Source organism: Mycobacterium sp. SMC-14 (genome assembly GCF_046250075.1).
GTDB lineage: Bacteria > Actinomycetota > Actinomycetes > Mycobacteriales > Mycobacteriaceae > Mycobacterium.
The window spans coordinates 343,150-369,066 of record NZ_CP176429.1 but is presented as its reverse complement, the minus strand read 5'-3'; the positions used below and the strand labels follow the sequence as shown (position 1 = coordinate 369,066).

The window sequence follows — 25,917 nt, the reverse complement described above, 5'->3', positions numbered from 1 at the left end:
TTTGGTCCTGACCAGCAACCCTGGTGCGTTACCCTCGCACCGATGTCACTTTCCCCCGCCCCGCACCCGGTTTCCGCGGCTGCGCTGACCCGCGAAGACGCGGGCTACCACAAGGACCTGGCGCCCCGGCAGCTGCAGATGATCGCCCTGGGCGGTGCCATCGGGACCGGGTTGTTCCTCGGTGCCGGCGGCCGGCTCGCCTCGGCCGGACCGGGCCTGTTCGTGGTCTACGCGGTCTGTGGCGCCTTTGCCTTCCTTATCCTGCGCGCGCTCGGCGAGCTGGTGCTGCACCGTCCGTCGCCGGGATCGTTCGTCTCCTACGCGCGCGAATTCTTCGGGGAGAAAACCGCATACGTCGCGGGGTGGCTGTACTTCCTGAACTGGTCGATGACCGGCATCGTCGACACCACCGCGATCGCCAGCTACTTCCACTACTGGCACCTGTTCGAGGTGATCCCACAGTGGACGCTGGCGCTGATCGCGCTGTTGGCGGTGCTGTCGATGAACCTGATCTCGGTGAAGCTCTTCGGCGAGCTGGAATTCTGGGCAGCGCTGATCAAGGTCCTCGCGCTGATGACGTTCCTGGTGGTCGGCACCATCTTTCTGGGCGGCCGCTACCAGGTCGACGGTCAGGAAACCGGCCTGCACCTCTTGACCCAGAACGGCGGATTCCTGCCTACTGGCCTGCTCCCGCTGGTGTTGGTGACCTCCGGCGTGGTGTTCTCCTACGCCGGGGTCGAACTGGTCGGCACCGCGGCCGGCGAAACCCCCAACCCCGAGAAGGTCATGCCGCGGGCGATCAACTCCGTGGTAGCCCGCATCGCGATCTTCTACGTGGGATCGGTAGTGCTGCTGGCACTGCTGCTGCCCTACACCGCGTTCAAGGAGCACCAGAGCCCCTTCGTCACGTTCTTCTCCAAGGTCGGCTTCACCGGCGCGGGCAGCTTGATGAATCTGGTGGTGCTGACCGCCGCGTTCTCCAGCCTCAACGCCGGGCTGTACTCCACCGGTCGGATCCTGCGCTCGATGGCCGTCAACGGCAGCGGCCCGGCGTTCACCGCCAAGATCTCCAAGAACGGGGTGCCCTACGGCGGCATTCTGCTGACCAGTGGCGTCGGGCTGCTGGGCGTCGTGCTCAACGCGCTGCGTCCCGGGCAGGCCTTCGAGATCGTGCTCAACATCGCCGCGGTCGGAGTCATGGCGGCGTGGGCGACGATCGTGGCCTGCCAACTACGGTTGCTCCGGCTGGCCAATGCCGGGGTACTGAAACGACCGTCGTTCCGGATGCCGCTGGCCCCCTACAGCGGGTACACGACCTTGCTGTTCCTGGCGGGTGTGCTGGTGCTCATGCTGTTCGATCACCGCAGCGGCCCGTTCGTGTGGGGAGTGCTGCTCATCGGCACACCTGCACTGATCGTCGGTTGGTTCCTGGTGCGCGGGCGGGTGCAAGCCGCCGCAGCGCTCGCCCAAACGACGCCCCCCGAGCAGACCCCGGCCATGGCCGTGCAGCCGGATCCCGACGAGTAGAAGGCCCGAAACCAGATGGCCCGCAACCGTTACGCAGCCAAACCCCCGCTGTATGGAATGGTGCTGGTCTTCTGCGCCATCGCGATCGTCGCCGTCACCGCCTACCTGCACGCCGGCTGGTGGTCGCTGGTGGGTTATGCGCTCGCCGCGGTGACGGCGGTCGCCGGCACGGCGCTGGCCTTCCGCGACTTTTCCTGACCGCAGGCCGCTCACCGACGCCGCTCCGGTAGTACCGCGCGTCACTACAGCCACTGATGTCACTGGATGCGTACGCTAGGCCGCAACATATGTCAGCGGGGGAATGAGTGCGGGTACCAGACCAGGCGAGGCGCCGAACGGCCGGAAAGCTGACGTTGGCGGCTGCGCTACTAGTGGTGGGTTGCAGTAGCACCGTCGACGGCCACCCGACCGCGGTTCCGGGCGGCGGACCGCCGGAGCCGTCGTTTCGGCCGCCCCGCACCAGCACTGCACCGCCGAGCCCGACGAGCTCGCCGAGCCCGACCAAGTCGGCCACCCCCAACCGGCCGGCCGATGCCATCCCACTGCCTCCCGACGACAACGGTTACGTCTTCATCGAGACGAAATCCGGCCGGACCCGCTGCCAGATCTCGTCGGCGCAGGTCGACTGCGAGGCACAGTTCACCAATACCCCGCTCAAGGACGGCCAGCACGCCAACGGGGTCAGTATCAGTACCGACGGATCCGTGAAATGGGTGTTGGGCAACCTGGGTGACATCCCGGTCGTCACCATCGACTACCTCACCTACCAGGCTCAAGGCTGGACGATCAACGCCGATATCAACGGCACGCGGTTCACCAACGACCGCACCGGCCACGGCATGGTCGTCAGCATCGAGAACATCGATACTTTCTGATTTTTCGGCCACGTCGCCTGCAAGTACTTTCCGATACGATCGGTGAAATGGCGCGCTTCGGATCTTCGGACGGTTCCGGCAAACCCAGCGAGGACCAGACTCGGTCCATGCCCGCCGCCCAGCGCGGCCCACGGCCGCCCGGGCCGCCCCCCGCTCCCTTCGGCCCCGCCTACCAGGGACGTAACCCCGGCGATGCCCGTTACCAGCCCGGCAACGCACCGACCCAATACGCCTCCTACAACGCCTTCGACGAACCGACCGATCCGACGGGCGCCGATTTCGCTGCGCCATCGTCCATCCCCTGGTTTCGCCGCCGATCGGTCCTGATCGCCTGGTTCGGGCTCATCACGGTCATGATCGCGCTGGTGGTCTGGGGAATCATCCAGCTGACCAGCCACGGACCCGGCGGCGGCACCACCCCGGCGACCAGCTCGTCCAGCACCACCAGCAGCTCGACCAGTAGTACGACCAGCAGCACGACCACTGCCTCATCCAGTGCGCCCAGCACCACCGCGCCGTCGGCCGCCCCGCCCCGACAGGCCCCGCCGCAGCAGCCGCCGGCACAGCAGGCGCCGCCACCGAGCGAGCCGCCGCACCGCCATCTGCCGCATCTGCCGTCGGTGATCACCATCCCGCCGATCCCCAAGGTTCCCGAGCTGCCGACGGTGATCACACTGCCGCCGCGCCGGTAGTCCACCGGCCCGGTACTCTCGCCGCATGCAACCACCTCGGAAGCCGGCCTGGCTCGGCATTGACGTGGTGGCCGTGTTGATCTTCTGCGCTCTCGGCCGTCGTAGCCACGACGAAGGCCTCACTCTCAGCGGCTTGGCGACCACGGCCTGGCCGTTTCTGAGCGGCACAGCGCTGGGCTGGCTGTTATCGCGCGCCTGGCGCAATCCCACCGCGCTCTGGCCCGCCGGAGTGACGGTCTGGGTATCGACGGTGCTGGTCGGCATGCTGTTGCGCGAAGCGACCTCGGCCGGCGTGGCGAAGAGTTTCATCCTGGTCGCGTCGACGGTGACCGCCGTGTTCCTGCTCGGCTGGCGTGCCGTCGCCGAGCTTGTCGCACGTCGCCGCTCGGACAGCTGACGGGTTCCCGCCAGTGTCGTCGCGGGATTTCGTCAGGCGCGGCCCCTACCCTCGGTTCGTGTGAACCGATCGCCGGACGATCCGCATAACGAGCCGACCCAGATGGCCGGCTACGACTACGGCGGCAACGGTAACTACGGCGAGCCTGCCTACTACAGCGAGTACCGCGAGCCCACCGGTCGCCAGCCCGAGTGGACCGAACCGCCGCCACCGACCCCCTGGTATCTACGGCCGGTCGCTCTGGTCGGCCTGGGCGTGCTGACCGCAATCCTGATCGCCCTGTTGGTGTGGGGCATGGTCCGGCTGGTGAACAAGGAACCGAGCCCCACCGCGCCGGCGACTACCCCGGTGACGTCCACCACTACCGCGCCCGCCGTAGCGCCCGCTGCCCCGAGCCCGGAGCAGGCCCCTTCCGACGCCCCCACCGCCGAAAACCCGCCGCCGGCGACGGAGTCAGAGCCCCCCGGTTCCACCACCGAGGCACCGACCACCACGACGACCACCGAACTGCCGACCACCACCACGGTGCCGCCGACCACCACCGAGGCCCCGACTACGACCGCCCCGAGCACCACGGCTGCCCCCGCCACGCCGACGCCGACGCGACAGCCACCGGCGATCGTCATCCCGCTGCCCGGACTCTGAATTCCGACTACCTGACCGGGCGCGAAGGCCCGTCCGAACAGTCGCCGGCCGATACAGTTAGGCCAGCCTTTGTCGCGCTGAACGGCCTCGGAGTGGCACTATGAGCGAGCACCGAGCAGGGCTTGAACTGGTGCTGCGCAAGATTGGCGGTAAGTTACCCGTCAGTAACCATAGCTAAGTTACTGACCGGTAACTTGTGGATGGGAGAGGCTCTCCGTGACCGAAAATACCCAGATGCTGATCAGGCTGGTGGTCGGCCTGTCCATGACGGGACTCGTCGGCCTGCTGGCCGCACGCCGGGTGTTCTGGCTCTTCCGACTGGTCATGTCCGGTCAGAAGGTCGGTGCCGAACGGACGAACGACATCAAGTCCCGGATCGAGACCCAGATCCGTGAAGTCGCCGGCCAGGCCAAGCTGCTGAAGTGGAATATCCCCGGGATCGCACACTTCTTCACCATGTGGGCGTTCTTCGTCCTGATCACGGTCTACATCGAGGCCTACGGGCAGATGTTCAACCCCCACTTCGCCATCCCGCTCGTCGGGCACTGGGACTTCCTGGGCTTCATGCAGGACTTCTTCATCACCGCGGTCACCCTGTCGATCTTCGTGTTCATGGTCATCCGGGTCCTGCGCAACCCGACCGAGCACGGCCGGTCGTCCCGGTTCTACGGCTCGCACAACGGCGGTGCGTGGCTGATCCTGGTGATGATCCTCAACGTGGTCTGGACCTTCCTGCTGCTGCGCGGGGCCGCGGCCAACACCGGCACCCTGCCCTACGGCAAGGGCGCCTACCTGTCGCACCTCATGGGCAAGGTCATGGCGCCGCTGGGGCTCGCCGTCAACGAGAACATCGAGACCGCCGCGTTGCTGCTGCACGTCGCGGTGGCACTGGGCTTCCTGCTGATCGTGCTGAACTCCAAGCACCTGCACATCTTCTTGGCCCCGATCAACGTCACCTTCAAGCGTCTGCCCAACGCCCTGGGCCCGCTGCTGCCGATCGAGTACCAGGGCGAGCCGCTGGACTTCGACAACCCGCCGGAAGACGCGGTGTTCGGTCGCGGCAAGATCGACGACTTCACCTGGAAGGGCATGCTCGACTTCGCCACCTGTACCGAGTGTGGCCGCTGCCAGTCGCAGTGTCCTGCCTGGAACACCGGCAAGCCGCTGAGCCCCAAGCTGGTCATCATGGACCTGCGTGACCACTGGATGGCCAAGGCCCCCTACCTGCTCGGCGACAAGCCGATGCCGACCGGTGAGGTCGACCTGGCCGACGCCCAGCCGCTGCCCGGCCACCACGTGGCGGAGAAGGGCTTCGAGCGTATCGGCGGCTCCGGCCCGGAGCAGGCCGTCCGCCCGCTGGTGGGCACCGCCGAAGAAGGCGGCGTGATCGACCCCGACGTGCTGTGGTCGTGCACCAACTGTGGCGCCTGCGTCGAGCAGTGCCCGGTGGACATCGAGCACATCGACCACATCGTCGACATGCGCCGCTACCAGGTGCTGGTGGAGTCGGAGTTCCCCTCCGAGCTGGGTGTGCTGTTCAAGAACCTGGAGAACAAGGGCAACCCGTGGGGGCAGAACGCCAAGGAGCGCACCTCCTGGATCGACGAGCTCAACTTCGACATCCCGGTCTACGGCCAGGACGTCGACAGCTTCGACGGGTTCGAGTACCTGTTCTGGGTGGGCTGCGCGGGCGCCTACGAGGACCGCGCCAAGAAGACCACCAAGGCGACCGCGGAGTTGCTGGCCGCTGCCGGCGTGAAGTTCCTGGTGCTGGGCACCGGCGAGACCTGTACCGGTGACCCGGCCCGGCGTGCCGGAAACGAGTTCCTGTTCCAGCAGTTGGCCTCGCAGAACGTCGAGATGCTCAACGAGGTGTTCGACGGTCTGGACAGGCCGGACCGCAAGATCATCGCCAGCTGCCCGCACTGCTTCAACACGATCTCGCGCGAATACCCGCAGCTGGGCAGCGAATACACGGTGCTGCACCACACCCAGGTGCTCAACCGGCTGGTCCGCGACAAGCGACTGATTCCGGTCGCTCCGGTGTCGCGGGAGGTCACCTACCACGACCCGTGCTTCCTGGGTCGCCACAACAAGGTCTACGAGCCGCCGCGTGAGCTGGTCGAGGCCTCAGGCGCCAACCTGGTCGAGATGCCGCGTAACCGCGACCGCTCGTTCTGCTGCGGCGCCGGCGGTGCCCGGATGTGGATGGAAGAGCACATCGGCAAGCGGGTGAACCACGACCGCGTGGACGAGGCGCTGGCCACCGGTGCCACCACCATCGCCACCGGATGCCCGTTCTGCCGGGTGATGGTCAGCGACGGCATCGACGACCGCATCGAGGCCTCCGGCCGCTCCGGTGTGGACGTGCGTGACATCGCCCAGCTGCTGCTGGAGTCCCTCGACATGGACTCGGTGACGTTGCCGGCCAAGGGCACTGCCGCCGAGGCCGCCGCCAAGGCCGGTCCGAAGAAGGTCGAGGAGAAGGCGCCGGCACCTGCTGCGGCTGCTGTGGCCACCGCGACGGCGGAGAAGCCGGCTGCCGAGGCCAAGGCCGCGGCCCCGGTCAAGGGCCTGGGGATGGCCGGCGCCGCCAAGCGTCCCGGCGCCAAGAAGGCGGCCCCCGCCGCAGCCCCCGCGGCCCCCGCGCCCGAGGCCAGCGCCCCTGCACCCGCGGCTCCCGCTGCCCCGGTGAAGGGGTTGGGGATGGCGGGCGGCGCCAAGCGTCCCGGCGCCAAGAAGGCGGCTCCGGCCGCGGTCCCGGAAGCGACCGCCGTTGCCGCACCCGCGACACCGGCAGCACCCGAAGCACCGGCGGCACCCGCGGCACCGGTCAAGGGCCTGGGCATGGCGGCCGGAGCCCGCAAGCCGGGCGCCAAGAAGCCCGCCGCGGCAACCCCGGCAGCTGCGGAGCCGGCCGCCGCGGCCGCCGAACCCGCATCGACCGCCGCTGAGCCGGCCTCGGCCGCCTCCGAGCCCGCCCCGGCCCCGGAGGCCGCCCCGGCGGAGGCACCCAAGGAACAGCCGCCGGTGAAGGGCCTGGGAATCCAGCGCGGAGCACGCCCGCCTGGCAAACGCTGAGATAACAGGTTGGGGCCGTATGGGTGCACATACGGCCCCAACTTGTTTCTCGGGCAAATTTTGATTGGACAGCTATGGGATTATTGCCAACGTGACCGCTCATTCGTTGCCGCATCAGATGCCCTGGCCTGCCACCGGCAGTCAGCCACGGCAACGTACGTTCGCGCAGTCGACCAAGCTGCAGGACGTCCTCTACGAGATCCGCGGTCCGATCCACGCCCAGGCCTCCCGGATGGAGGCCGAGGGGCATCGCATCCTCAAGCTCAACATCGGCAACCCGGCACCGTTCGGGTTCGAGGCCCCCGACGTGATCATGCGGGACATGATCCAGGCGCTGCCGTACGCGCAGGGCTACTCGGACTCCCAGGGCATCCTGCCGGCCCGGCGCGCGGTGGTCACCCGCTACGAACTCATTGAGGGCTTCCCCCGCTTCGACGTCGACGACGTCTATCTGGGCAACGGGGTATCCGAGCTGATCTCCATGGTGTTGCAGGCGCTGCTGGACAACGGCGACCAGGTGCTGATCCCGGCGCCGGACTATCCGCTGTGGACGGCGTCGACCTCGTTGGCGGGCGGCACGCCGGTGCACTACCTGTGCGACGAGACCCAGGGCTGGCAGCCCGACATCGCCGACATGGAATCGAAGATCACCGAGCGCACCAAGGCCCTGGTGGTGATCAACCCCAACAACCCGACCGGGGCGGTCTACAGCCGCGAGGTGCTCAGCCAGATCGTCGAATTGGCCCGCAAGCATCAGCTGCTGCTGCTGGCCGACGAGATCTACGACAAGATCCTCTACGACGACGTCGAGCACATCAACCTGGCCACCCTGGCGCCGGATCTGCTGTGCCTGACCTTCAATGGCCTGTCAAAGGCCTACCGGGTGGCCGGCTACCGCTCCGGCTGGCTGGCGATCACCGGCCCGAAGGAGCACGCGACCAGCTTCCTGGAGGGCATCAACCTGTTGGCAAGCATGCGGCTGTGCCCGAATGTTCCCGCGCAGCATGCCATTCAGGTGGCGTTGGGCGGCCACCAGAGCATCGATGACCTGGTGCTGCCGGGTGGGCGGCTGCTCGAACAGCGTGACGTCGCCTGGAGCAAACTCAACGAGATTCCGGGCGTCTCCTGCGTCAAGCCTCGCGGTGCGCTCTACACGTTCCCGCGGCTGGACCCGGAGGTCTACCCGATCGACAACGACGAGCAGTTGGTCTTGGACCTGTTGTTGCAGGAGAAGATCCTGGTCACCCAGGGCACCGGGTTCAACTGGCCGGCGCCCGACCACCTGCGCATCGTGACCCTGCCGTGGGCCCGCGACCTGTCCAGCGCCATCGAGCGCCTGGGCAACTTCCTGGTGAGCTACCGACCCTAGTTTCTTCGGCGCTTGCGCCGAAACTGTAGTTAGCGCGAGAAAGTTCGAGTACCGAACTCGCTAACAACAGGCTCGACGGCACCCGAAGCCCTTCGCGCACACGCCCCGACGGGAATCGCGTGCGAGACGATCCCGATGCCCCATCCGAGGATCGGCCAGGCCGGCCAGAAATACCACGCACCCGCGGTCACCGCGGTCACCAACCAGATGCCGATCATCAACACGGACACGGCCAGGTAGGCGCCCAGGTGAACCTGGACGCCCCGCCGGGCGGCCGCGCTGCGTTGCGCAGAACGCCGTGGGTCTCGCCTGATGATCTGCGCGACAGGCAGATCGGCGAGGAGCTCCTTGAGCGCTCCGGCTGTCTGAGCCTCAAACGCCCGGGCCAGTCGTGTCTCGTATTCCTCCATCGACAGGTAGCCCTGGGTGAACGCCTGACCGAGATGGTCGGCGGTACGCCCCCGCTCCGCGTCACCTACTCGTACAGCAGAATCCGATGGCGTGACGAATCGTGTGGTCATGTCGCACCCCTATTGGCCGTTAGGCACCCAGTTGCCGTGGAATCCAGCCGGGACACGGTGCGGCAGGTGGATGCCCGCGACGTCCTCCAGCGTTGCCGCATCCAGGATCGCCAGCGTGCTGGTGTCGGTCGAGCTGTCGTAGACGAAGCCCATCAGTACGCCGTCATCTTCGGCTGCGTCCGCCGTCGCCGGATGGAAGACGAACTCACCCAACTGTTTTCCCTCACCGAATGAACGCGTCGCTGCCGACCCGCCGACCAGGTCGTGTTTGAGCAGCGTTGCGTCGGGGACCACGCCGTTGCCGATACTGACCGCGTAGCCGAACCGGTGCCGCTTGCCGACCAGTCGTTCGTCAACGCGGGGAAACTCCTGACCACGATCGTCCACCCGAGATTCGCGGACCTTGCCGTCGGCCAGATCGATGGTCCACCGTTCCAGCGTGGGCAGCCCCTCGGCGGGGCCACGCATCTCGGTGTCGAACATCTTCGGATGCCGGACCACGTCGAGGACGACGGTGTCACCCTCGTCGTAGGCGTTCATCGGATGGAACACGTAGCACGGTTCCACCTCGAACCACCGAACGTCGGCATTGCCCCCATCCCGTGGCATTACTCCAACCCGCGCAGGGTATTTCGGGTTCCACCGATACGGCATGGTGCGCACACTGCTCTTGGGCATCGGCAACCGCGCCATGATCGGATCCGGAATGCGCACCCGGCCGATCAGAGCCGACATGATCAGCCGCACTGGTAGCCGCAGGCCGGGCGGCGCTGCACCCTGGGCGACCTGGCGGGCGTCGAACGTGACCGGCAGGTCATAGAAGACGACGTGGTTCTCGGTGAGCGAGAAGTCGTGCATCATCGGCGAACCGGTGACCTCGATATCCACGGTGCGCCGCGCCCGACCGTCGGTGCCGATAACCGAGTACTGGACGGTGTTTCCGCGGTTGAACGCGTACGACACGGCATGCAGCTCACCGGTGTCGGGGTCACGTTTGGGGTGCGCGGTGTACCCACCGGACAACGTGCCGTCGAAGTCGCAGGTGCCGACGGTGTCCAGCTCGTCGGTCAGCTCATAGCAGGAGATCCCGCCCTCGATCAGCGCAAGGGTCCGCCCGGCGTGACCGATCACGTTGGTGTTGGCGCCGATCCCGGAAGCCCCGCCGTGCCGGCCGGGGCGCGGCGATTCGCCGAGCGCGGCCGCCGTCTGTGGGCCCCGCACGTACCGGTTGCGGTACCACTGCGCCTTGCCGTCGCGAAGGCGCACGCCGTGGACCATGCCGTCGCCGATGAACCAGTGATAGACCGCGGGATCGATCTCGCCGACCGGGTTGGGCCCGTTACGCAGGTAGCGCCCGTCCAGGTAATCCGGGATAGTCCCGGTCACCGCCAGCTCGGTGAGGGTGTGCTCCTGTGCGATCGGCGCGAATCCGCCCTGAAGGTAAGGATTGGTCATCGGACACCTCCTGTCCATAACGATGTTATGGACCATGTATAACACTGTTATGGCAGGATGGCAAGGGTGAATTCGAGCCCGCGCGATCGCCTGATCGAGGCCGGTACCCGACTGCTGGACAGTGCGGGCCCCGAGTCTTTGCAGGCCCGCAAGGTCGCAGCCGAGATCGGCGCCTCCACCATGGCGGTCTACACCCACTTCGGCGGGATGAATGGCCTGCTGGAGGCGATCGTCTCCGCCGCGTTCGAGCGTTTCGGCGCCGCGCTGGCGGCCGCACCCAAGACCGACGATCCGATGGCGGACTTCTTCGTCATGGGTTATGCCTACCGAGAGTTCGCGCTAGCCAGCCCGCAACGCTATCGGCTGATGTTCGGGCTCGCCGCACCCCAGAAGTTTCACGTCCCCGAAATACCGGTAGCGACAGCCACCTTCGACCAACTCGTCGCCGCCGTGGATCGGATCGTGACCACCGGCCGGATCCGCGCGGACGACACCGTTGAACTGGCCGGGCGAATCTGGAGCATGATCCACGGCGTGGTGCTGCTGGAACTTGTCGGCACGTTCGAGCAGGACGGCCGGGCACTGACTCACATCCTCAGCCCGATGACCATCGACATGTTCGTCGGGATGGGCGACAGTCGGACAAGCGCCGAGTTGTCACTGCGACGGGCGGCCGACGCCATTCGTCAGTGAGCACCCGTCACCGACGATCCAACAGGCCCATCAGGTAGTCGCCGTAGCCGGACTTGCACAGCGCCGCGGCCCGGGCGGCGAGTGCGGCGTCGTCGATGAAGCCCATCCGCCAGGCGACCTCTTCGGGCACACCGATCTTGAGGCCCTGGCGCCGCTCGACGGTGCGGACGTAATCGCCGGCGTCCAGCAGCGAGTCGAAAGTCCCGGTGTCCAGCCACGCGGTGCCACGGGCCAGGGTCTCGACCGCCAGCCGGCCCTGCTCGAGGTAGGTCTGGTTGATGTCGGTGATCTCGTACTCGCCGCGCGCGGAAGGCTTGAGGCCCCGGGCGATCTCGACGACATCGTTGTCATAGAAATATAGCCCGGGTATCGCGTAGTGCGACCGGGGCGAGGTCGGCTTCTCCACCACCGACACCGCCGTACCGTCCCCGTCGAACTCGACCACACCGTAGGCCGACGGGTCGGCCATCCAGTACGCGAAAATAACGGCACCGGAAAGGGATTGGTGACGCCGCAGACTGGTTCCCAAGCCGGCGCCGTAGAAGATGTTGTCCCCCAACACCAGCGCGACAGAGTCGGTGCCGATGTGGTCGGCGCCGATCACGAACGCTCGCGCCAGTCCGTCCGGCTGATCCTGGACGGCGTAGCTGATGTCGACACCGAACGCGCTGCCGTCCCCCAGCAGTCGCTGGAAGGCGGGCGCGTCGTGGCCGGTGGTGATCACCTGAATGTCCCGAATTCCCGCCAGCATGAGCGTGCACAGCGGGTAGTAGACCAGCGGCTTGTCGTACACCGGCAGCAGCTGCTTACTGACGCCCATGGTGATCGGATGCAGGCGGGTACCGGAGCCACCGGCCAGGATGATCCCGCGCATGCCGCCTAGCCTAACGGCGATCGCAAGCGCGGCGGAGCCGGGCGCAGCGGGTCGCCGTCTTCAACACAGCGGGGCTAATCGACCCGATCGGCTTCGGAGAGGTCCGTGGCTGCCAGGGCGTGGCCCAGGTCGTCGTGGCGGAAAACCGCGGTGACGTGATCGCGCACCACCCGGAAGGCGACCGCCTGGGCTGTACCCGCTCCCACCGGGGTCAGCTCGGCCACCACCACACCGTCGTGCACATACATCCGGCCGATTCCGGCGCTCACCTGCGCCGACGCGGCCCACCCGCGCAACGCCTGATGACCCTGCCCAGCCCCGTTTGCGTCGGCAACCTCGATGTCGTCGCTGGACAGCTGTTCCAAGGTGTCCAGATCACCGGCGGCCAGGGCGTCGTGCCAGGCGAGGACCGTTGCGATCTCCGATGTGCTCATGGTCGCCAAAACTACCGCCCGATCAGAAGGCGGTGTGGTCGACCCAGTTCTGCCACACCGCGGCGTCGCCGAAGATCGCGATGTCGGTATCGGCGACGGGCACCCGGCGCATCACCGCCAAAAACAGGTCGCGCGCCGGACCACGCAGGGCCACCGAGCCTTTGCCGTGCTCATGCGACCAGCTCACCGTGTCGGTACCGCTCGGCCGGCTGATGGTCCACTCCCCGGCCGGCCCGAGGCCGTCATCGGTGGCGTGCAGGTGCAGGCTGTGGCCCTCGGCCAGCGGCAACGTCTGTCCATTGCGCGCGATGAGCGTGGGGATCAGGTCCAGCAACTCACCGATCCCGTCGGCGGCCAACTCCGGGGACAGGGCGAAGTCACCGCCGAGCGCCAGCGCGGCGTCGGCGCGGTGCACGGTTGCCTCGTGCAGCCGGCGGCGCACCCACCACGAGGCCGGACGTGGACCCATGAACGTCCACGCCGGCGAGTCCGGCCCAGCGTGGGCCACCGCGTCCAACACCCGCTGTGCGCCGTCGTGCAGCCAGTCGATGGCTGCGTCGGGCTCGGCGGGCGGTTTGCCGTCGATGACGTCACGCGGGTCCAGGGGACCGTCCATTCGATCGGCGACGATTTGTGCGGCCCAACGGTTTCCACGCCCGAAGTGCCGGAACAGTTGGGTGAGGTTCCACTCCGGGCAAGTCGGGATCGCCAACTGCGGATCGCCGGCGCGGATCAGCTCCCCGAACGCGCGCGTCTCATCGAGCAATGCTGCGGCGTAGTCCACGCCGTCAGGCTAATGGATTCTGTGCCCGCTCAGAAGGGCCAGCCGCCCTTGCCGCCACCGCCCCCACCGCCGTGGCCTCCGCCGCCGCCACCACCGCCGAGGCCCGGGAACCAGGAGCCGCCGCCACCGCCGCCACCGCCGCGCCCGCCACCGTTGCCGTTGCCGCCGCCGCCGAGGCCCGGGAACCACGGGTTCCCGCCACCACCGTTGCTGCCGATGCCGGGCAGCCAGGGTGACGGGTTGCCACCCTTTTTGCCACCGCCATCGTTGTCGGGCAGCCAGGACGGGTTACCGCCCTTCTTGCCACCGCCATCGTTGTCGGGCAGCCAGGACGGGTTACCGCCCTTCTTGCCGCCACCGTTGTTGTTGCCCGGCAGCCAGGAAGGGTTGCCGCCGTTGTTGGACGGTGGCCGGAAGATCGGCGGCAGCTCGGGTTGCTGGATCGGAGGTGGTGCGGGGACCGGTGCAGCAGGGGCCGGTGCCTCGACCGGCGCGGGCACATGGATGGGCACCGGAATCGGTATCGGCACCGGGGCCACCGGCGCGGGAGCCGGGGCCGCCGGGGCGGGTGCCGGAGCCGCCGGGGCGGGCGCAGGAGCAGGCGCGGCCGGCGCCGGCCGAGCTACCGGGACCTCCGTGACGGGCGGGGCCGCCGGTGGCGGCGCGGGGGCGGGTGGGGGCGCCGCTTCTGGGACCGGCGCCGGGGCCGGGGCCTGCTGGGTGGGAACCACGATGTGCCCGGTGGGCGGCGGATGATCTGCGGCGGTGGGCCGGATGCTGACCGCCAGCGCCACCACCAGGCTGGAGACCCCGACCACGAAGAACGCCGCCAGCCCGCTGCCGGCCAGCAGGAAGGGGTTACGTCGCCGAAGAGGTTTGCTGTCCTCGAATAGATCCACACCGGAACTCGGCGGGTAATCGTCGTCCTCGATGACCGCGCCGTCAAAGCCATCACCGTCGACCAGGTTCAGGTAGCCGCTGTCGGTGGTGTCGTCGCGCACCGCACTGTAGGCCAGCGCGTACTCGCCCATGGTGGCGTCATAGTCGGCCTGGTGGGCATAGGCGAGCGCGACCAAGTCCGGGTCGATCACGCCGGTGCCCGGGTCGCGTGCCCACGCCAGTGCCGACGTCGAGGAGTCGAACAGCGGCGCATGGGCACTGGCCAGCGCCGCGCCCCGCGCCAGCGCGGTATCGGGCTCCTCGGGCACGCTCACCGGGATGGCACTGACCGCGTCCAACTCGGGCTTGACCATGCCGACGTTGACTCCGGAACCGACCACGAACAGGCCGTCGGGTCGCGACGACAGGCGGCCGGCCTGGGCGGCCAGACGGGTCAGCGCGCCCACCGCGGCGGCGTCATCGGATGGCAGGGCCACCCGCTGCACCTCGGCGATCGAGCCGTCCGACGAGTCGACGACGGCCAGGGTCGCCCCATCGGGCTCGATGAACATCAGCGCGGTCCGCTCGTAGCCGATCGACCCGCCCACCGTCTGCGCCAGCGCTGCCGCCGCCAAGAACGCCGACACCAGCATCACGTTCTCGACCCGGTGACCGGCCAGCGCATCACGCAGCTGGCCGGCTTGCAGCTGGTTGGCGACGGTCACCCCGGTCGAGGCCAGCCGGTAGCCGCTCTCCCGGGCACTTTCCTGGGTGCCCAGGATGGCCGACACGACCTGGTCGGGGAACGCCTTCTCGTCGGCGTCCACCTCGAATCCGTCTTCATCGACGGTCACGCCACCGGCGCGCTCCCCCTCGACGAGGACCATGCGTACCGATGGCGGTGCCATCGAGACCCCCAGAACGATGTCCACCGCACCTCCTCCACTACGGCCGGCGAATTATTAGCCCATCTTACGACTGTTGTATGTGCGTGCCCACTCAGAAAGGAAGGCCGGGGATCTTGAACGGGAACCCGCCACCACCGCGGCCGTGACCACCACCGTGGCCACCGCCATGACCGCCACCGCGGCCATGACCACCACCGGGCCCCCAGTCGTCGTCGCCGCCCCAACCGCCCCGGGGCGGGCCAAACAGCGGCGGACCGCCGGGCAGGCCCGGAATCCCGAGGTTCGGAAGCGGTGGCGGCGGGAGCGCCGGAGGTGGTGGAGGCGGTGCCACCGGTGCGGGGGCTGCTGGAGCCGGAGCCTCGGGCACTGGAGCGGGAGCTGGCGCGGGAGCCCGCGGCGGAGCCGGTTCACCGACCGGGGCGGGCGGGGCCTGCGGCGGCGCCGGCGCGGGCGTGACGACGGCAGCCGGCGGCGGTGCCTGATGAGTGACGACGTTGGCCCGCACATCGGGTCGGTGCTGGTTGGCCGCTCGCATCCCGACGGCCAACGCGATCGCCAGGCCCAGCACCCCGATCACAAACAGCGCCGCGACCCCGCCGGTGACCAGCATCGGCTTGCGTTCCCGCGGCTGGATCCCGGTGCTGAAGTCCAGCATCCGGGAGTCGACGAGTTCGGGATCGTCAGCGAGATCCGGAAGCGCGCCGCCCAGGACCACGCCGCTGTCCGGGAGCGCGCTGTAGGCCAGCGGCTCGTTGTCGCTGGTGGCGTTGTAGTCCACCTCGTCGTAGTTGACCCCACCGGGCGCGATGTAGGCGTATCCGGCACCGGCCAGTGCCGGGTCCAGTTCACCGGTGCCCGGGTCCTGGGCCCAGGCCACGGCCCGGGTGGAGGACGAGAACAGCGGGGCATGCGCGCTGGCCAGCGCCGCCCCGCGGGCCAACGCCATGTCCGGTTCCTCGGGCACGCTGACCGGCAGCGGAGTGACCTTGTCCAGCTCCGGTTTGATCATCGCCACATTCACGCCCGAGCCCACCACGAACAGACCGTCGGGGTTCGACTCCAGCCGTTGCGCACCGGCGGCCAGCTCGGTGATCTCGCCGACCGCACGCTCATCGTCGTTCGACAGCGACTGACGGTGAATCTCGGTGATCGAACCGTCGTCAGAATTGACGACGGCCAGCGTGGCGGCTTCCGGCTCGACGAACAGCAGCGCGGTCCGGGCGTAACGCGTCGCACTGCCCACCGACTGGGCCAGCGCCGCCGCGGCAAGAAACGCCGACACCAGCATCACGTTCTCGACCTTGCGGCCGGCCAGCGCCTCACGCAGCGCGTTCGCCTCGGCCGGATTGCTCCAGGTCACGCCGGTGGAGCTCAGCTCATAGCCGCCCTCGCGGGCGCCTTCACGGGTGCCCAGGATCGCCGACACCACGCGCTCTGGAGCGGTCTGTGCGCCGTCTACGACGTCGAAGTCGTCGTGCTCGACGGTGACCCCGTCGGCGTTCTCGCCTTCCACCAACACCATGCGGACCGCCGAGGGTGCCACCGACACCCCAAGAACGATCTCCACGAAACCTCCCCTGTTACTGCTTATCGGCCAGGCATGTGGGCCGAACCCCCACCAGGGCTGGCCGATACCGGCTTCATCGCAGCCGCGGGGCGACCGTCAGGTCCGAGGGCTAACCGGACTTGATGAAGTTCTGGTACGAGCGGGACGGCGTCGGCCCGCGCTGGCCCTGATATTTCGACCCTACGCGCGTACTGCCGTACGGGTGCTCAGCCGGACTGGTCAATCGCAGTAGGCACAGCTGGCCGATCTTCATACCCGGCCACAACGTGATCGGCAGATTCGCCACGTTGGACAGCTCCAGCGTGATGTGACCGGAGAAGCCGGGATCGATGAAACCCGCGGTGGAGTGGGTCAGCAGGCCGAGGCGGCCCAGGCTGGACTTGCCCTCCAGCCGGCCGGCCAGATCCTCCGGCAGGGTGCAGCACTCCAGCGTGGAGCCCAGCACGAACTCGCCGGGATGCAGCACGAACGGCTCGCCGGGTTTGGGTTCGACCAGGGTGGTCAGCTCGTCTTGCTGTTTGGCCGGATCGATGTGGGTGTAGCGGGTGTTGTTGAACACCCGGAACAGGCTGTCGAGGCGAACGTCCACGCTGGACGGCTGTACCAGCTCGTCGTCAAACGGGTCGATGCCCAGCCGGCCAGCAGCGATTTCGGCTCGCAGATCGCGATCGGAGAGCAGCACGGCACGAGCGTATCGCTCGGCCCGCGGGCCGGGCCGGATGACCAAGCCCGTGGTGGCCACCGAGTGTGCGGTTTGATTCGGTTCTCGGCGGTTCGGCCGACGATTCCGCACACTCGCGGAGCGGGCGGGGGCCCGGATGCTAGCCTGCTAGCGCACCAGTGCCGATGTAGTTCAATGGCAGAACATCAGCTTCCCAAGCTGAATACGCGGGTTCGATTCCCGTCATCGGCTCCACGTTGAGCAGGGGGTTTTACCCCGGACGACTCGCACGATCGGCGCGATGGTCCCTTAACGGTCCCTTGTAGGCAACCACTTGTCACGCGGAAGTCACCCCCGCCTGTCCGCCACAAATGGCAGTATTCACGCCATGACAGGTACGGGAGATGCCACTGATGCGTCAGAGGCAGCGGAATCAGAGGCCGCGACCAGCAACGGCCAAACGTCATCTGGACGTCGTCCAAGGACGCCGCGCAGCTTCCCCGCAATGTCGTTCAAGGAGGCCCTGATCCTTGCTGAAGCCATTCACACACATGGCTCCGGGCAAAAGGTCCGTCGCATTACACTTTTCGAAGCGATTAACCGCTCACCAACCAGCGGTCCGACGCGCAACCTCATCACCGCGAGCGGCCAGTACGGCCTCACGACTGGGGGATACAACGCCGAGTTCCTCGAACTAACCGATACGGGCAGAACGGCTTCCGACCCAGGATTGCCGGAGCCGCGACGGCTCGCTGCACAAATAGAACTCGCAATAACGCGCATCGAGCCCTTTAAGACGGTCTACGAACAATACCGCGGGGTTCGCCTACCCAGCGTCGAAATTTTGCGTGACGCCTTTAAAAATGCGGACGTTCAAAGCAACCACGTGAACGAAGCGGTCGAGACGTTTCTTGCAAATGCACGCGAAGTCGGCCTAGTCCGAACCATCGCAGGTTCGGAACACCTCGTACCCATTGACGCAGTCATCGAACGTGTCGCATCAGAACAAGCCACCGTCCCGGAGGACGCCACTGAAGAAAGGCAGCCTCCGACGCAAGAAACCGCCGCGACAAGCCAACCACGTCCGGCCCCAGCTAGCTGGGGCACTGCGCAGTCAGACGACCTTTCCAAGGTTTGTTTCATCGTCTCACCAATCGGGTCTGACGGCTCCGAACAACGACAGCACGCAGACTTGGTACTCGGATCACTGATTGAACCCGCATTACAGGAGCTGGGACTGACCCCTGTACGCGCCGATCAAATTAGCAAACCAGGACTGATCACCGGCCAGGTGATCGAGCACATCGCAAGAGCTGCGCTTGTTATAGCCGATCTCAGCTACGCAAATCCTAACGTCTATTACGAGTTAGCCCTGCGTCACGCGGCGCGGAAACCAGTAGTCCAGATAACTAGATCGGCGGACAAGCTTCCATTTGATGTCGGCCAGTATCGGACTGTGACAATCGACATGACAAGCATCTTTACTTTGGTCCCGCAGCTGGATCTTCACCGTCAGGAGATCGCCCGACAGTGTCGAGCCGCACTTAGTGACGGGGTGCCCTCACTCACTCAACTCTCGCTGTTCTATCCGCAGTTCTGGGATCACATCGGCCAGTGACTAACCCGTCAACGGCATAACATTTCCGCTGTAGGTCGGCTTCGGGGCTGCTAAAGCACCTAGCGCCGCCATGTTGCCCGCGTGGTCATCGGTGTTGATGAGATGGGCGTACACCGTAAGGGTCGTCTTGACATCCCGGTGGCCCATCAGCTCAGCGATGGCAACGGGCGGTATCCCCGCCGCGATGCACATGCTCGCGTAGGTGTGGCGGAGGGAGTGGAACGATTGCGCGGGCGATAAACGGGCGGTCGGCGTTAGCCGGTTCGCCCGCAACACAGCGGGCCGGTACACCGCTTTGTAGAACGTCGGGTGCCGCAGCGGCGAGGTCCAGTCGAGGTCGAGCCGCGCCTCAGCGTCCACCGCCGACAGCGCGGCGAGGGCGTCCGCTTGTCGGCGGGCTTTCGCTTGAGCGGTCGGGGTAGCGGCGCTGCCATCTCCTGTGGCTGTCTCGCCATCTGCGCCAGGGGTTGCCACCCCGGTCGGCCGGGGTCGAGCCAACGCCATGCCGGGCCACAGCGGCGCGGTCGGGTCGTCGGCGCGCGGGTGCTCCGCGAGGTAGTCGCGCAACAGCGCTGTCGTCTCGGGCGTTAGCGACACGCGCCGGTCGGAGCCTGGTGTCTTCGGCGTCACGTAGACCAGCTCCTTGCCGATAACCCGCGCTGCGCGCTGCACACGCAAAGTGCCCGGCTTCGCGGGCGCGTTCGGGTTCATCGATGGCTGCGGCAGCTCCACATCGCCAACCTTTAGACCCGCCAGCTCCCCCGCTCGTAACCCCGACCACGCGGCCGTGTGCACAAGCGTGTTGTAGGGCCAAGGTGTAGCCGCCACGAGAGCGGACACCTGCGGCGGAGTGAGGAATTGCTTCGGGTCATCCACAACCCCTACCGGCCCACCCTTACGGGCGTGCTCTTTGGGGAGCTTTACGTGCGCGGCTGGGTTCTTGCCCAGCCGGCCATCAACCACCGCCTGCTCCAACACCATTCGCACCGTGAAGAACGCGTGCCGCACCGTGGACGGTTTCTTGCCTGCTGCAATGAGCTTGTTGACCCAGTCCTGGATGTATTCGCGGGTGATCTTGTTCAGCGGGTAACCGCCAAACACCGCATCAATCCCCAGCGTCTTGCCGTCACCGCGACGGGTCGCTGCCGGGGCGAGGGCGTAAGCGTGGTTGTTGTGGGTGGCGCTCTTGAGGTCGGCCCGCGACTCCAACCACCACGCCGCCGCGTCGCGGAACAGCACCTTGCCCTTCGCGGGGTTGAAGTCCATCCCCGCCGCCACCGCCGCGTCAGCCTTAGCAGCGAACGCCTTGGCCTCCTTGCGGGTGCGGAACCCGCCCTTGGTGCGCTGTTCGCCATCCGGTGTGTACCACCGGACCACGTACGTTGTTGTCCCGCTGGCGCGTACACGCTTCTGAACATTTGCCATCGGTCAATTCCCTTCGGTTGGTTGGTCGGTGACGTGTCGCCAGGTGCGCCGGTGGACTACCGCGCTCATGGTCGGCTGGGTCACGCCGTAGATGTCCGCCAAGTCATTCACGCCCCAGCGCCCCGCCGCGTAGTCCGCGCGAATCTCCCGCACGTCGTCCTCGGTGAGTTTCGGGCGACGGTTGGGCGCTCGCTCTGGTGACGGTTCCGGTAGGCCGTTGTTGCCGCTGCGTGGCTGCGGGGCTTGTTCGGCGGCGACGTACTGGGATGGGCTTGGCATCGGTGTAGGGGCGGCGTACGGAACGCCGAGCGGCGTCCGCCGAACCAACGCCCGCGAGCTACGGCGTGGGACGGTCACTCCGGCTCCAACTCGTCGGCGAGATGGAAGCTCAGGTTTTGGGGTTGGGGCGGCTCGTCGGGGTTGTACCGCAGGATGTGCACGAGCCCGCCCGCGCCGTCATCGAAGTGCTCCATGACGGCGCCGACCTGCCCGGTGTACGGCTCGTTCGGAGTCAGCAGCCGAACCCGCGTGCCGACTGGGTAGACGATCATGCTGCTGCCCCGTTGGTGTTGGCGCGCTTGAGGATGTCGCTAACCGTCGTCGGGTACCACCGCGCTCCGCCGCGTGGTGTGGGTACCCCGCGCTCGGTGAGCTGGCGGGCGATCATGTTCGCGCTCAGGCCGTCGCGGGTGTGCATGTGCGTAATCTGCTCAGCCAGGGCGGGGTCTACCTCAACTGGCCGGCCAAGGCGCTTACCGGCCTTGCGGGCTTTGGCGAGACCTTCGCGGGTGCGCTCGCTGATCTTGCGGCGTTCCTCGGCGGCTACCGCGATGCGGATGTCCGCGAGTAGGCGCTGGGTGGGGTCGCCGCTGTCGGCCTTGTCGCAGTCCATCAACCGCCAGGCGTTGCGCTCGGCGCGCTTGAACAGCTTCGCGGCGTCCTCCTGATCGCGGGTCGCGCGGTCGAGCGCCCGGACCAGTAGCGCATCGGCCACGCCCGACTCGATAGCTGCTATCGCAACTTCCCTGCCGTACATGCGATCTGATGCAGTACCGCTGACCACATCGCTGGTTACTGTCAGCAGCTCGTAGCCGTGGGTAGCGCAGAAGTGTTCCAGCGCTTCGTGTTGCGCGCCGAGGCCGTGGCCGGTGTCGCCCTGCTTGGCGGTGGAGACCCGTACGTACCCGACCACGCGCAGCGGCTTCGCGTTCCCGGTCACCACATGCTCCCGCCAGGCGCGAACGGGTTGACCGTGTTGCCGGTGGTCGGGCTGGTCGCGGTCTCCCAGGGCATGTCGGGCTGGTTGTAGGTACCGGTACCGCTGGGGTTGCCCCAGACGGGCTGACCCGGCTGCGGGCCGACCGGCAGGCACCAATCGCTCCATGACCCGGCGTTACCGGTCGGGTCGAACGCGCAGTACGGGAAGGGCACGGGGTCTGCTGATGCTGTTGCTGGGGCGACCAGCGCAGCCCCCGCGATAGCCAGGGCGGTGAGCAGTCGGGGCATCGGTCCTCCTTGTTTCGCCTAAACCGCCGAAACGGTCATTACGGCTTTTACGCTACGCCAGCAAACGCCCGTATAGCCTGTGGCCTGCTATTATTGGTCGATTAGCGCACTCTATGGACCCGCCCCATTCGGGCGGCTGCCCTGTTCGCGGCGGCGGTGTCGGCGGTCGCGTCCTCCAACGTCGCCAGCTCCCGACCCGGCGGGCGGCTCGGTGGGCCGCTACGGGCTGCGTCCGTGCCGGTGGGGTCGCCGGACCGATCACCGGGCGCTCGCCCACGAGGGCCATGCTCAGGCTCGTCTACGAGTTCCGCGTCCACGACCTCCATCGGCTCCGACGCGGGCAGAGCGCGCGGCGGGTCGGGCGGTAGGCCCTGACGGGCGCGGGACTCGGCGCGGGTGATGTGTGCGACCCCGACGATGTCGTTGAGCACCTCCTCGTAGGGCTGGACCGGTTTCGGCCCGATCTCGACGGTTGTCGTGGCTTTGCCCATTGCACGGTCCAAGGCGTCGCGGATCGCTTGGAGCGCGACGTGATCCGGCACATCGCCGTCCAGCGCCATACCCAAGAGCTTTTGCACGAGCGCGTCGCAGGACTGCTCTAAACGTCTTTGCGCCTTGGCCTTTACTTGGGGTGCTGCCCCGCCGTGGTGGTAGCAGACGTTCCCGCCGAGCATGGGTGGGCGTTTACACGGCTCGCCGGTGCGCGAGCTTCTAGCAGTACACCGCATCCCGCCGCTCTTGAAGTCCGTGGTCGCTTCGCGGCGGTCCTTGGGCGCGGTCGATGGGTTACGGGTGTTATTGGTTTCTTTGATCGCTGTCTCTCCAATCTCATCGGGTTCCGGGCCGGATGTAGTCCACGGGCCTCGGCGGTCGGTTCGGGTTCCGGCGAGGTCTTGTCGGGTGCCCTCGCCTGCTACGTCGGTTGGGCTGCAACCAATACGGCGTCTCGACGGGTGTGTAGAGGTTCATGGGATCGGCCCTATCGGTTCGTCGGTACTCGTACCCCGCCTAGGGGCTTCGCCCCTATAGGCGAGGGGTACTAAGTACCCCGGAGTGGGGTAACAATGGGGTACTAAGGGGGTAACAAGCGCCCTACCAGCGCCTTCATGGGGTAACAACGGGGGTAACGACTTTCGCTTTCCGACCGGTGTTTCTCGCCTTGTTACCCCTGGGCGGGGGTAACAAAGAAATCGCTGGTAGATATACGTTTTCGGCGTTCTACTCATTCGTCGTCCCCGTTCCCTTCGCGGAGGTTGACCCGCACTCGGTGGCCGGCGTATGGGTCGTTCGGTCCGATGGAGTGCTTGATGGCGGTACCTACCTTCTCGGCGGTGATCCAGCCCTTGCCTTGCGCGTAGTCGATCGCCGCGCGACCTTTCGCGGAGTTCTTGCCCTGCGCCTTTAGGCCTGCCGCGTGGAACAGATCGCCCTGATTTAGGGGTTCGCTCGACTTCTGGAGCGCATCCCAAAGGTTCAGCGCAAGTTGCCGTTCCTGGTTCTCCTCGCGGCTACCGCCGTTCTCATCCACGAGCAGTTCCAGCGTGGCGGGGTTGTAGTCCAGGGTGATGCTCGGCTGGTCGATGCGGCGACCAAAAGCCCGGAGGTACCGCTTGTTGTCGGGCGGCAGCTCGCCGTGGTTTCCACCGTGCCTGTACTCCACCAGCACGTCGGGGTTGCCCATCATCGCTGAGGTGCCGCGTGCTCGGCCCTCCCCGCCGTGGCCAGAGTGGTGAACCAGCACTGTCACGCGAACTCCGGCGCGTTGCATGATCTCCTCTAGCGCCGACCACCATTCGTTGAATTCGGTGCTGCTGTTCTCGTCGCCCCGGTAGAGCTTGCTCAGCGGGTCAATGATCCATACGGTGATACCGCGCTCGCGCAGCCACCGCACCGCCCAATCGACAGCTAGCGGATTGCGGAAGTCGACGGACCGGTCGCCGCGCAGGCACTTCGGGTAGATGCGTTCGCGTTCCCCCGGCGGGATACCGACGTGTTCGAGCCAGTCGACAAGGTCTTGGCGGTCTACCTCCAGGTTCCATATCGCAACGCACTCGTGGTCTCCGAACTCAACGCTGAACTTGCGCAGGAACGGCTGCCCCGTTACGAGCGCCTTGGGCAGATTCACCGACGCCAACGTGGTCTTGCCGGTCTTGTGCTGCGCGTTGATCAACACGATCCCGCGCGAACGGATGAGGCCGTGGACAAGGTCGCCCTCGTCAGGCTCCGGGTGGTCGATCTGATAGGCGAGGTCGCCCTCATCCGCCGGTTCGGTCCAGTCCTCCAGCGCCATCCGTCGGCGCGCCAACTGATCGGCTCTCCGGCGCACGTAAGCTCGCTCGGTCTCCCAGGCAAGGCCATCTTGCTCGCTGGCTTTCTCGCCATCGGCTACTGCGAGCCGGTCGGCCCAAGCGTCACAGTCGAACTTTCCGGCCGCAGCGCACGTATCGTCCGGCGCATACTCGCCGCTGCCGTCCGTTTGGTAACGCGGCTGGATTTTCCCCAGCGCGCCCAACAGACTTCGTCCTCTCTCAGCGCTCAGCACCTCGGGGGCGCGCTTGCCGCTCGCTTGCTTCCACCACGCTCGCTCGACCTCGGTCAGCGCCCACTTCGCCCCGGCGTGACCTTCCGCGGCCAAGTTCAACAGCTGCCAGTGCGCCGGGGTGAGCCGGTCGTGGCTACTCGGGCTGTCCGCAATTTTCGCCAGGTGCGCAGCGGCCGCGTTGCTCATGACCGCGCACGGCTCAGCGTCGAACAGCGGTCGGCTCTCTATCCACTCCACCAGTTGGCTCGGGGAGAGGTCGCTGATCGGGTCGTCGCTTTCCAACATTCCACCGTGGGTCAGGTGGACAAACCACGCCTCGGGCAGCATCGCCACATCACCCATGGCGGGCAGCTCACCGTCGAACCGCTCGATCACATGAACACCCGCGTCCGCGAGCTTCGACGGCGCGCCCCGGCGCCATTGATAGATGGCCGGCTGCCCGTCAGCATCGCGCGCATCGGGGTGCGCACTCGGGTGTACGACCATGTAGCGGTGGCGCTTTTGCACCACTTCGATGGACTCCGCGACCTTCCCGGCGAACCGGTACCCCTTCGGCACGAGGTACACCGCGATACAGCTGCCCGTGTCGAACCGTGCCCCGCTCAGCGCAGTGGCCGGCAACTCGCCCAGCTGCGCCTCCAAGTCACCCAGCTCCGCAGCGCCGGTCTTGGGCGGGCCATCACCTTTCATGTAGTTGTCGACATCGATGCCGATGAGTTCCCAGCCGTCGACGTTGTTGCCCGCATAAACCACCGGCAGATCGTCATGCTCGCTGAGGAATTCACTCGGCACTTCAGCCAGGCGCAGGCCGATGTTCCCGCCGCCTTGATCCCTGTGCCAGCACCTCACATGGTCATCGGTCGGGTAAGGCCTGCCGCCTCCGGTGAAGTTGCTAGGAGGTGGTTCTTTCTGCCCCGCAGGCAATGGAATCGTGCCCAGGAATCCATCGGCGCGATACCGCCTGGCGAGGTTGGCGTACGGCCCCTTGGGCTTTCGACGGGCGGTGCTCTCAGGTAGGCTATTCACTACCGCTCCTGCTCTCTAGCAAGGTCAGGTTTCTTCGGTAGTCCCCAGTGCGCCCGCCAGTGTGCCGGGAATTTCCTTTTACTGGGCTGCATGGGTTTTCGAGCCACGGCCGGTGTTCGCTCCGGTATAGCGCGTGGGCACGGGACTAGTGCACGACTCAATCCAGTCGTCACCGGACTTCTTGGAAAACCAATTTTTGCAACTGATTTGCGTAGTTTTGATCTGTCTCCGCTGTACCGCAACCTTCACGCTTCTGCGGGTGACACTAATCAGTCCGCGCTCGTAACGCAGGTACTCGAATAGCTGCTGCTCAGTGAGTACAGGGTCGCCGTAGTGCGGGTCATCATCGTGATTCACGAACAACTCCAGGGTCGCCGCCCGCCCTGGCTAGGGCAGGACAAACCAACACCGGCACCAGGATTGGTGTTCGGCGCTCCT

The 25,917-nt window shown here is 66.8% G+C and carries 24 protein-coding genes, 1 tRNA gene and 1 pseudogene; 10 read left to right on the top strand and 16 right to left on the bottom strand.

Annotated features, from left to right (window positions below; translation table 11 throughout):
* Positions 1–42: 42 nt before the first annotated feature.
* The 3 genes from ACKY0W_RS01750 to ACKY0W_RS01740 all read left to right on the top strand — a co-directional run bounded on the left by ACKY0W_RS01750 (position 43) and on the right by ACKY0W_RS01740 (position 2,402).
* On the top strand, positions 43–1,527 hold the full coding sequence (locus ACKY0W_RS01750) for an amino acid permease (protein ID WP_409436134.1): 1,485 nt from the start codon (positions 43–45) through the stop codon (positions 1,525–1,527).
* Between the two features lie 15 nt (positions 1,528–1,542).
* The gene (locus ACKY0W_RS01745) at positions 1,543–1,725 is read left to right on the top strand and encodes a hypothetical protein (protein ID WP_409436133.1); all 183 of its coding nucleotides are present in this window, start codon (positions 1,543–1,545) and stop codon (positions 1,723–1,725) included.
* Between the two features lie 107 nt (positions 1,726–1,832).
* Positions 1,833–2,402, top strand: coding sequence for a hypothetical protein (locus ACKY0W_RS01740; RefSeq protein ID WP_409436132.1), 570 nt, complete (start codon positions 1,833–1,835; stop codon positions 2,400–2,402).
* A gap of 235 nt (positions 2,403–2,637) precedes the next feature.
* Here the strand turns inward: ACKY0W_RS01740 and ACKY0W_RS01735 are convergent, their stop codons facing one another.
* Positions 2,638–3,099 (bottom strand): hypothetical protein, encoded by a 462-nt coding sequence (locus ACKY0W_RS01735; RefSeq protein WP_409436131.1) that lies wholly within the window; start codon positions 3,097–3,099, stop codon positions 2,638–2,640.
* Positions 3,100–3,119: 20 nt separating this feature from the next.
* Between ACKY0W_RS01735 and ACKY0W_RS01730 the strand changes: the two genes are divergently transcribed.
* The 4 genes from ACKY0W_RS01730 to ACKY0W_RS01715 all read left to right on the top strand — a co-directional run bounded on the left by ACKY0W_RS01730 (position 3,120) and on the right by ACKY0W_RS01715 (position 8,586).
* On the top strand, positions 3,120–3,491 hold the full coding sequence (locus ACKY0W_RS01730) for a DUF3054 domain-containing protein (protein ID WP_409436130.1): 372 nt from the start codon (positions 3,120–3,122) through the stop codon (positions 3,489–3,491).
* A 60-nt stretch (positions 3,492–3,551) separates the two neighbouring features.
* The gene (locus ACKY0W_RS01725) at positions 3,552–4,136 is read left to right on the top strand and encodes a hypothetical protein (protein ID WP_409436129.1); all 585 of its coding nucleotides are present in this window, start codon (positions 3,552–3,554) and stop codon (positions 4,134–4,136) included.
* 234 nt (positions 4,137–4,370) lie between these two features.
* Positions 4,371–7,217 carry a heterodisulfide reductase-related iron-sulfur binding cluster gene (locus ACKY0W_RS01720; protein ID WP_409437918.1) on the top strand — a complete coding sequence of 949 codons (2,847 nt, stop codon included), beginning with the start codon at positions 4,371–4,373 and terminating at the stop codon, positions 7,215–7,217.
* A gap of 118 nt (positions 7,218–7,335) precedes the next feature.
* The gene (locus tag ACKY0W_RS01715) at positions 7,336–8,586 is read left to right on the top strand and encodes a pyridoxal phosphate-dependent aminotransferase (protein ID WP_409437917.1); all 1,251 of its coding nucleotides are present in this window, start codon (positions 7,336–7,338) and stop codon (positions 8,584–8,586) included.
* 29 nt (positions 8,587–8,615) lie between these two features.
* Here ACKY0W_RS01715 and ACKY0W_RS01710 read toward each other — a convergent pair whose 3' ends face one another.
* Both ACKY0W_RS01710 and ACKY0W_RS01705 read right to left on the bottom strand, forming a co-directional pair.
* A complete protein-coding gene (locus ACKY0W_RS01710; protein ID WP_409436128.1) occupies positions 8,616–9,107 on the bottom strand; it encodes a DUF1707 domain-containing protein in 492 nt (163 codons plus the stop codon).
* A gap of 9 nt (positions 9,108–9,116) precedes the next feature.
* On the bottom strand, positions 9,117–10,562 hold the full coding sequence (locus tag ACKY0W_RS01705) for a carotenoid oxygenase family protein (RefSeq protein ID WP_409436127.1): 1,446 nt from the start codon (positions 10,560–10,562) through the stop codon (positions 9,117–9,119).
* Between the two features lie 66 nt (positions 10,563–10,628).
* Here ACKY0W_RS01705 and ACKY0W_RS01700 point away from each other — a divergent pair, with 66 nt between their 5' ends.
* Entirely contained in the window at positions 10,629–11,255 is a 627-nt protein-coding gene (locus ACKY0W_RS01700) for a TetR/AcrR family transcriptional regulator (RefSeq protein WP_409436126.1), read from the top strand.
* Positions 11,256–11,262: 7 nt separating this feature from the next.
* Here the strand turns inward: ACKY0W_RS01700 and rfbA are convergent, their stop codons facing one another.
* The 6 genes from rfbA to dcd all read right to left on the bottom strand — a co-directional run bounded on the left by rfbA (position 11,263) and on the right by dcd (position 17,383).
* Positions 11,263–12,129 (bottom strand): glucose-1-phosphate thymidylyltransferase RfbA, encoded by an 867-nt coding sequence (gene rfbA, locus ACKY0W_RS01695; RefSeq protein ID WP_409436125.1) that lies wholly within the window; start codon positions 12,127–12,129, stop codon positions 11,263–11,265.
* A 74-nt stretch (positions 12,130–12,203) separates the two neighbouring features.
* Positions 12,204–12,563, bottom strand: a complete 360-nt coding sequence (locus tag ACKY0W_RS01690) for a nuclear transport factor 2 family protein (RefSeq protein WP_409436124.1) — start codon at positions 12,561–12,563, stop codon at positions 12,204–12,206.
* Positions 12,564–12,585: 22 nt separating this feature from the next.
* On the bottom strand, positions 12,586–13,347 hold the full coding sequence (locus ACKY0W_RS01685) for a maleylpyruvate isomerase family mycothiol-dependent enzyme (protein ID WP_409436123.1): 762 nt from the start codon (positions 13,345–13,347) through the stop codon (positions 12,586–12,588).
* 29 nt (positions 13,348–13,376) lie between these two features.
* Complete coding sequence (locus tag ACKY0W_RS01680; protein ID WP_409437916.1) at positions 13,377–15,113, bottom strand: hypothetical protein; 1,737 nt, start codon at positions 15,111–15,113, stop codon at positions 13,377–13,379.
* Positions 15,114–15,225: 112 nt separating this feature from the next.
* The gene (locus ACKY0W_RS01675) at positions 15,226–16,701 is read right to left on the bottom strand and encodes a hypothetical protein (protein WP_409436122.1); all 1,476 of its coding nucleotides are present in this window, start codon (positions 16,699–16,701) and stop codon (positions 15,226–15,228) included.
* Between the two features lie 109 nt (positions 16,702–16,810).
* Positions 16,811–17,383: a dCTP deaminase gene (gene dcd / locus ACKY0W_RS01670; protein WP_406759850.1), complete on the bottom strand. Its 573-nt coding sequence runs from the start codon at positions 17,381–17,383 to the stop codon at positions 16,811–16,813.
* 160 nt (positions 17,384–17,543) lie between these two features.
* Between dcd and ACKY0W_RS01665 the strand changes: the two genes are divergently transcribed.
* Together ACKY0W_RS01665 and ACKY0W_RS01660 are read left to right on the top strand one after the other, a co-directional pair.
* Positions 17,544–17,617 (top strand) — tRNA-Gly (locus ACKY0W_RS01665).
* Between the two features lie 1,332 nt (positions 17,618–18,949).
* A pseudogene (locus tag ACKY0W_RS01660) lies at positions 18,950–19,000 on the top strand (hypothetical protein); the annotation flags it as partial.
* Here the strand turns inward: ACKY0W_RS01660 and ACKY0W_RS01655 are convergent.
* The 7 genes from ACKY0W_RS01655 to ACKY0W_RS01625 all read right to left on the bottom strand — a co-directional run bounded on the left by ACKY0W_RS01655 (position 18,981) and on the right by ACKY0W_RS01625 (position 25,479).
* Positions 18,981–20,405, bottom strand: a complete 1,425-nt coding sequence (locus ACKY0W_RS01655; protein WP_409436121.1) for a tyrosine-type recombinase/integrase — start codon at positions 20,403–20,405, stop codon at positions 18,981–18,983. The pseudogene ACKY0W_RS01660 and the gene ACKY0W_RS01655 sit on opposite strands and share 20 nt — an antisense overlap.
* Before the next feature lie 3 nt (positions 20,406–20,408).
* The gene (locus ACKY0W_RS01650; protein WP_409436120.1) at positions 20,409–20,684 is read right to left on the bottom strand and encodes a hypothetical protein; all 276 of its coding nucleotides are present in this window, start codon (positions 20,682–20,684) and stop codon (positions 20,409–20,411) included.
* A 74-nt stretch (positions 20,685–20,758) separates the two neighbouring features.
* A complete protein-coding gene (locus tag ACKY0W_RS01645; protein WP_409436119.1) occupies positions 20,759–20,956 on the bottom strand; it encodes a hypothetical protein in 198 nt (65 codons plus the stop codon).
* Complete coding sequence (locus ACKY0W_RS01640; protein ID WP_409436118.1) at positions 20,953–21,624, bottom strand: recombinase family protein; 672 nt, start codon at positions 21,622–21,624, stop codon at positions 20,953–20,955. Before ACKY0W_RS01640 ends, ACKY0W_RS01645 begins: the two co-directional genes overlap by 4 nt.
* Complete coding sequence (locus tag ACKY0W_RS01635) at positions 21,621–21,911, bottom strand: hypothetical protein (RefSeq protein ID WP_409436117.1); 291 nt, start codon at positions 21,909–21,911, stop codon at positions 21,621–21,623. Before ACKY0W_RS01635 ends, ACKY0W_RS01640 begins: the two co-directional genes overlap by 4 nt.
* Before the next feature lie 101 nt (positions 21,912–22,012).
* Positions 22,013–22,471, bottom strand: a complete 459-nt coding sequence (locus ACKY0W_RS01630; RefSeq protein WP_409436116.1) for a hypothetical protein — start codon at positions 22,469–22,471, stop codon at positions 22,013–22,015.
* A gap of 662 nt (positions 22,472–23,133) precedes the next feature.
* On the bottom strand, positions 23,134–25,479 hold the full coding sequence (locus tag ACKY0W_RS01625) for an AAA family ATPase (RefSeq protein ID WP_409436115.1): 2,346 nt from the start codon (positions 25,477–25,479) through the stop codon (positions 23,134–23,136).
* Positions 25,480–25,917: the final 438 nt, after the last annotated feature.

Bases quoted from the DNA above. Each gene is read 5' to 3' on its own strand.
- ACKY0W_RS01645 (WP_409436119.1), bottom strand. From the start codon at position 20,956: ATGATCGTCTACCCAGTCGGCACGCGGGTTCGGCTGCTGACTCCGAAC.
- ACKY0W_RS01630 (WP_409436116.1), bottom strand. From the start codon at position 22,471: ATGGCGCTGGACGGCGATGTGCCGGATCACGTCGCGCTCCAAGCGATC.
- ACKY0W_RS01655 (WP_409436121.1), bottom strand. From the start codon at position 20,405: ATGGCAAATGTTCAGAAGCGTGTACGCGCCAGCGGGACAACAACGTAC.
- ACKY0W_RS01750 (WP_409436134.1), top strand. From the start codon at position 43: ATGTCACTTTCCCCCGCCCCGCACCCGGTTTCCGCGGCTGCGCTGACC.
- ACKY0W_RS01650 (WP_409436120.1), bottom strand. From the start codon at position 20,684: ATGCCAAGCCCATCCCAGTACGTCGCCGCCGAACAAGCCCCGCAGCCA.
- ACKY0W_RS01715 (WP_409437917.1), top strand. From the start codon at position 7,336: ATGCCCTGGCCTGCCACCGGCAGTCAGCCACGGCAACGTACGTTCGCG.
- ACKY0W_RS01720 (WP_409437918.1), top strand. From the start codon at position 4,371: ATGCTGATCAGGCTGGTGGTCGGCCTGTCCATGACGGGACTCGTCGGC.
- ACKY0W_RS01635 (WP_409436117.1), bottom strand. From the start codon at position 21,911: ATGCCCCGACTGCTCACCGCCCTGGCTATCGCGGGGGCTGCGCTGGTC.
- ACKY0W_RS01745 (WP_409436133.1), top strand. From the start codon at position 1,543: ATGGCCCGCAACCGTTACGCAGCCAAACCCCCGCTGTATGGAATGGTG.
- ACKY0W_RS01730 (WP_409436130.1), top strand. From the start codon at position 3,120: ATGCAACCACCTCGGAAGCCGGCCTGGCTCGGCATTGACGTGGTGGCC.
- ACKY0W_RS01710 (WP_409436128.1), bottom strand. From the start codon at position 9,107: ATGACCACACGATTCGTCACGCCATCGGATTCTGCTGTACGAGTAGGT.
- ACKY0W_RS01690 (WP_409436124.1), bottom strand. From the start codon at position 12,563: ATGAGCACATCGGAGATCGCAACGGTCCTCGCCTGGCACGACGCCCTG.
- rfbA (WP_409436125.1), bottom strand. From the start codon at position 12,129: ATGCGCGGGATCATCCTGGCCGGTGGCTCCGGTACCCGCCTGCATCCG.
- ACKY0W_RS01680 (WP_409437916.1), bottom strand. From the start codon at position 15,113: ATGGTCCTCGTCGAGGGGGAGCGCGCCGGTGGCGTGACCGTCGATGAA.
- ACKY0W_RS01705 (WP_409436127.1), bottom strand. From the start codon at position 10,562: ATGACCAATCCTTACCTTCAGGGCGGATTCGCGCCGATCGCACAGGAG.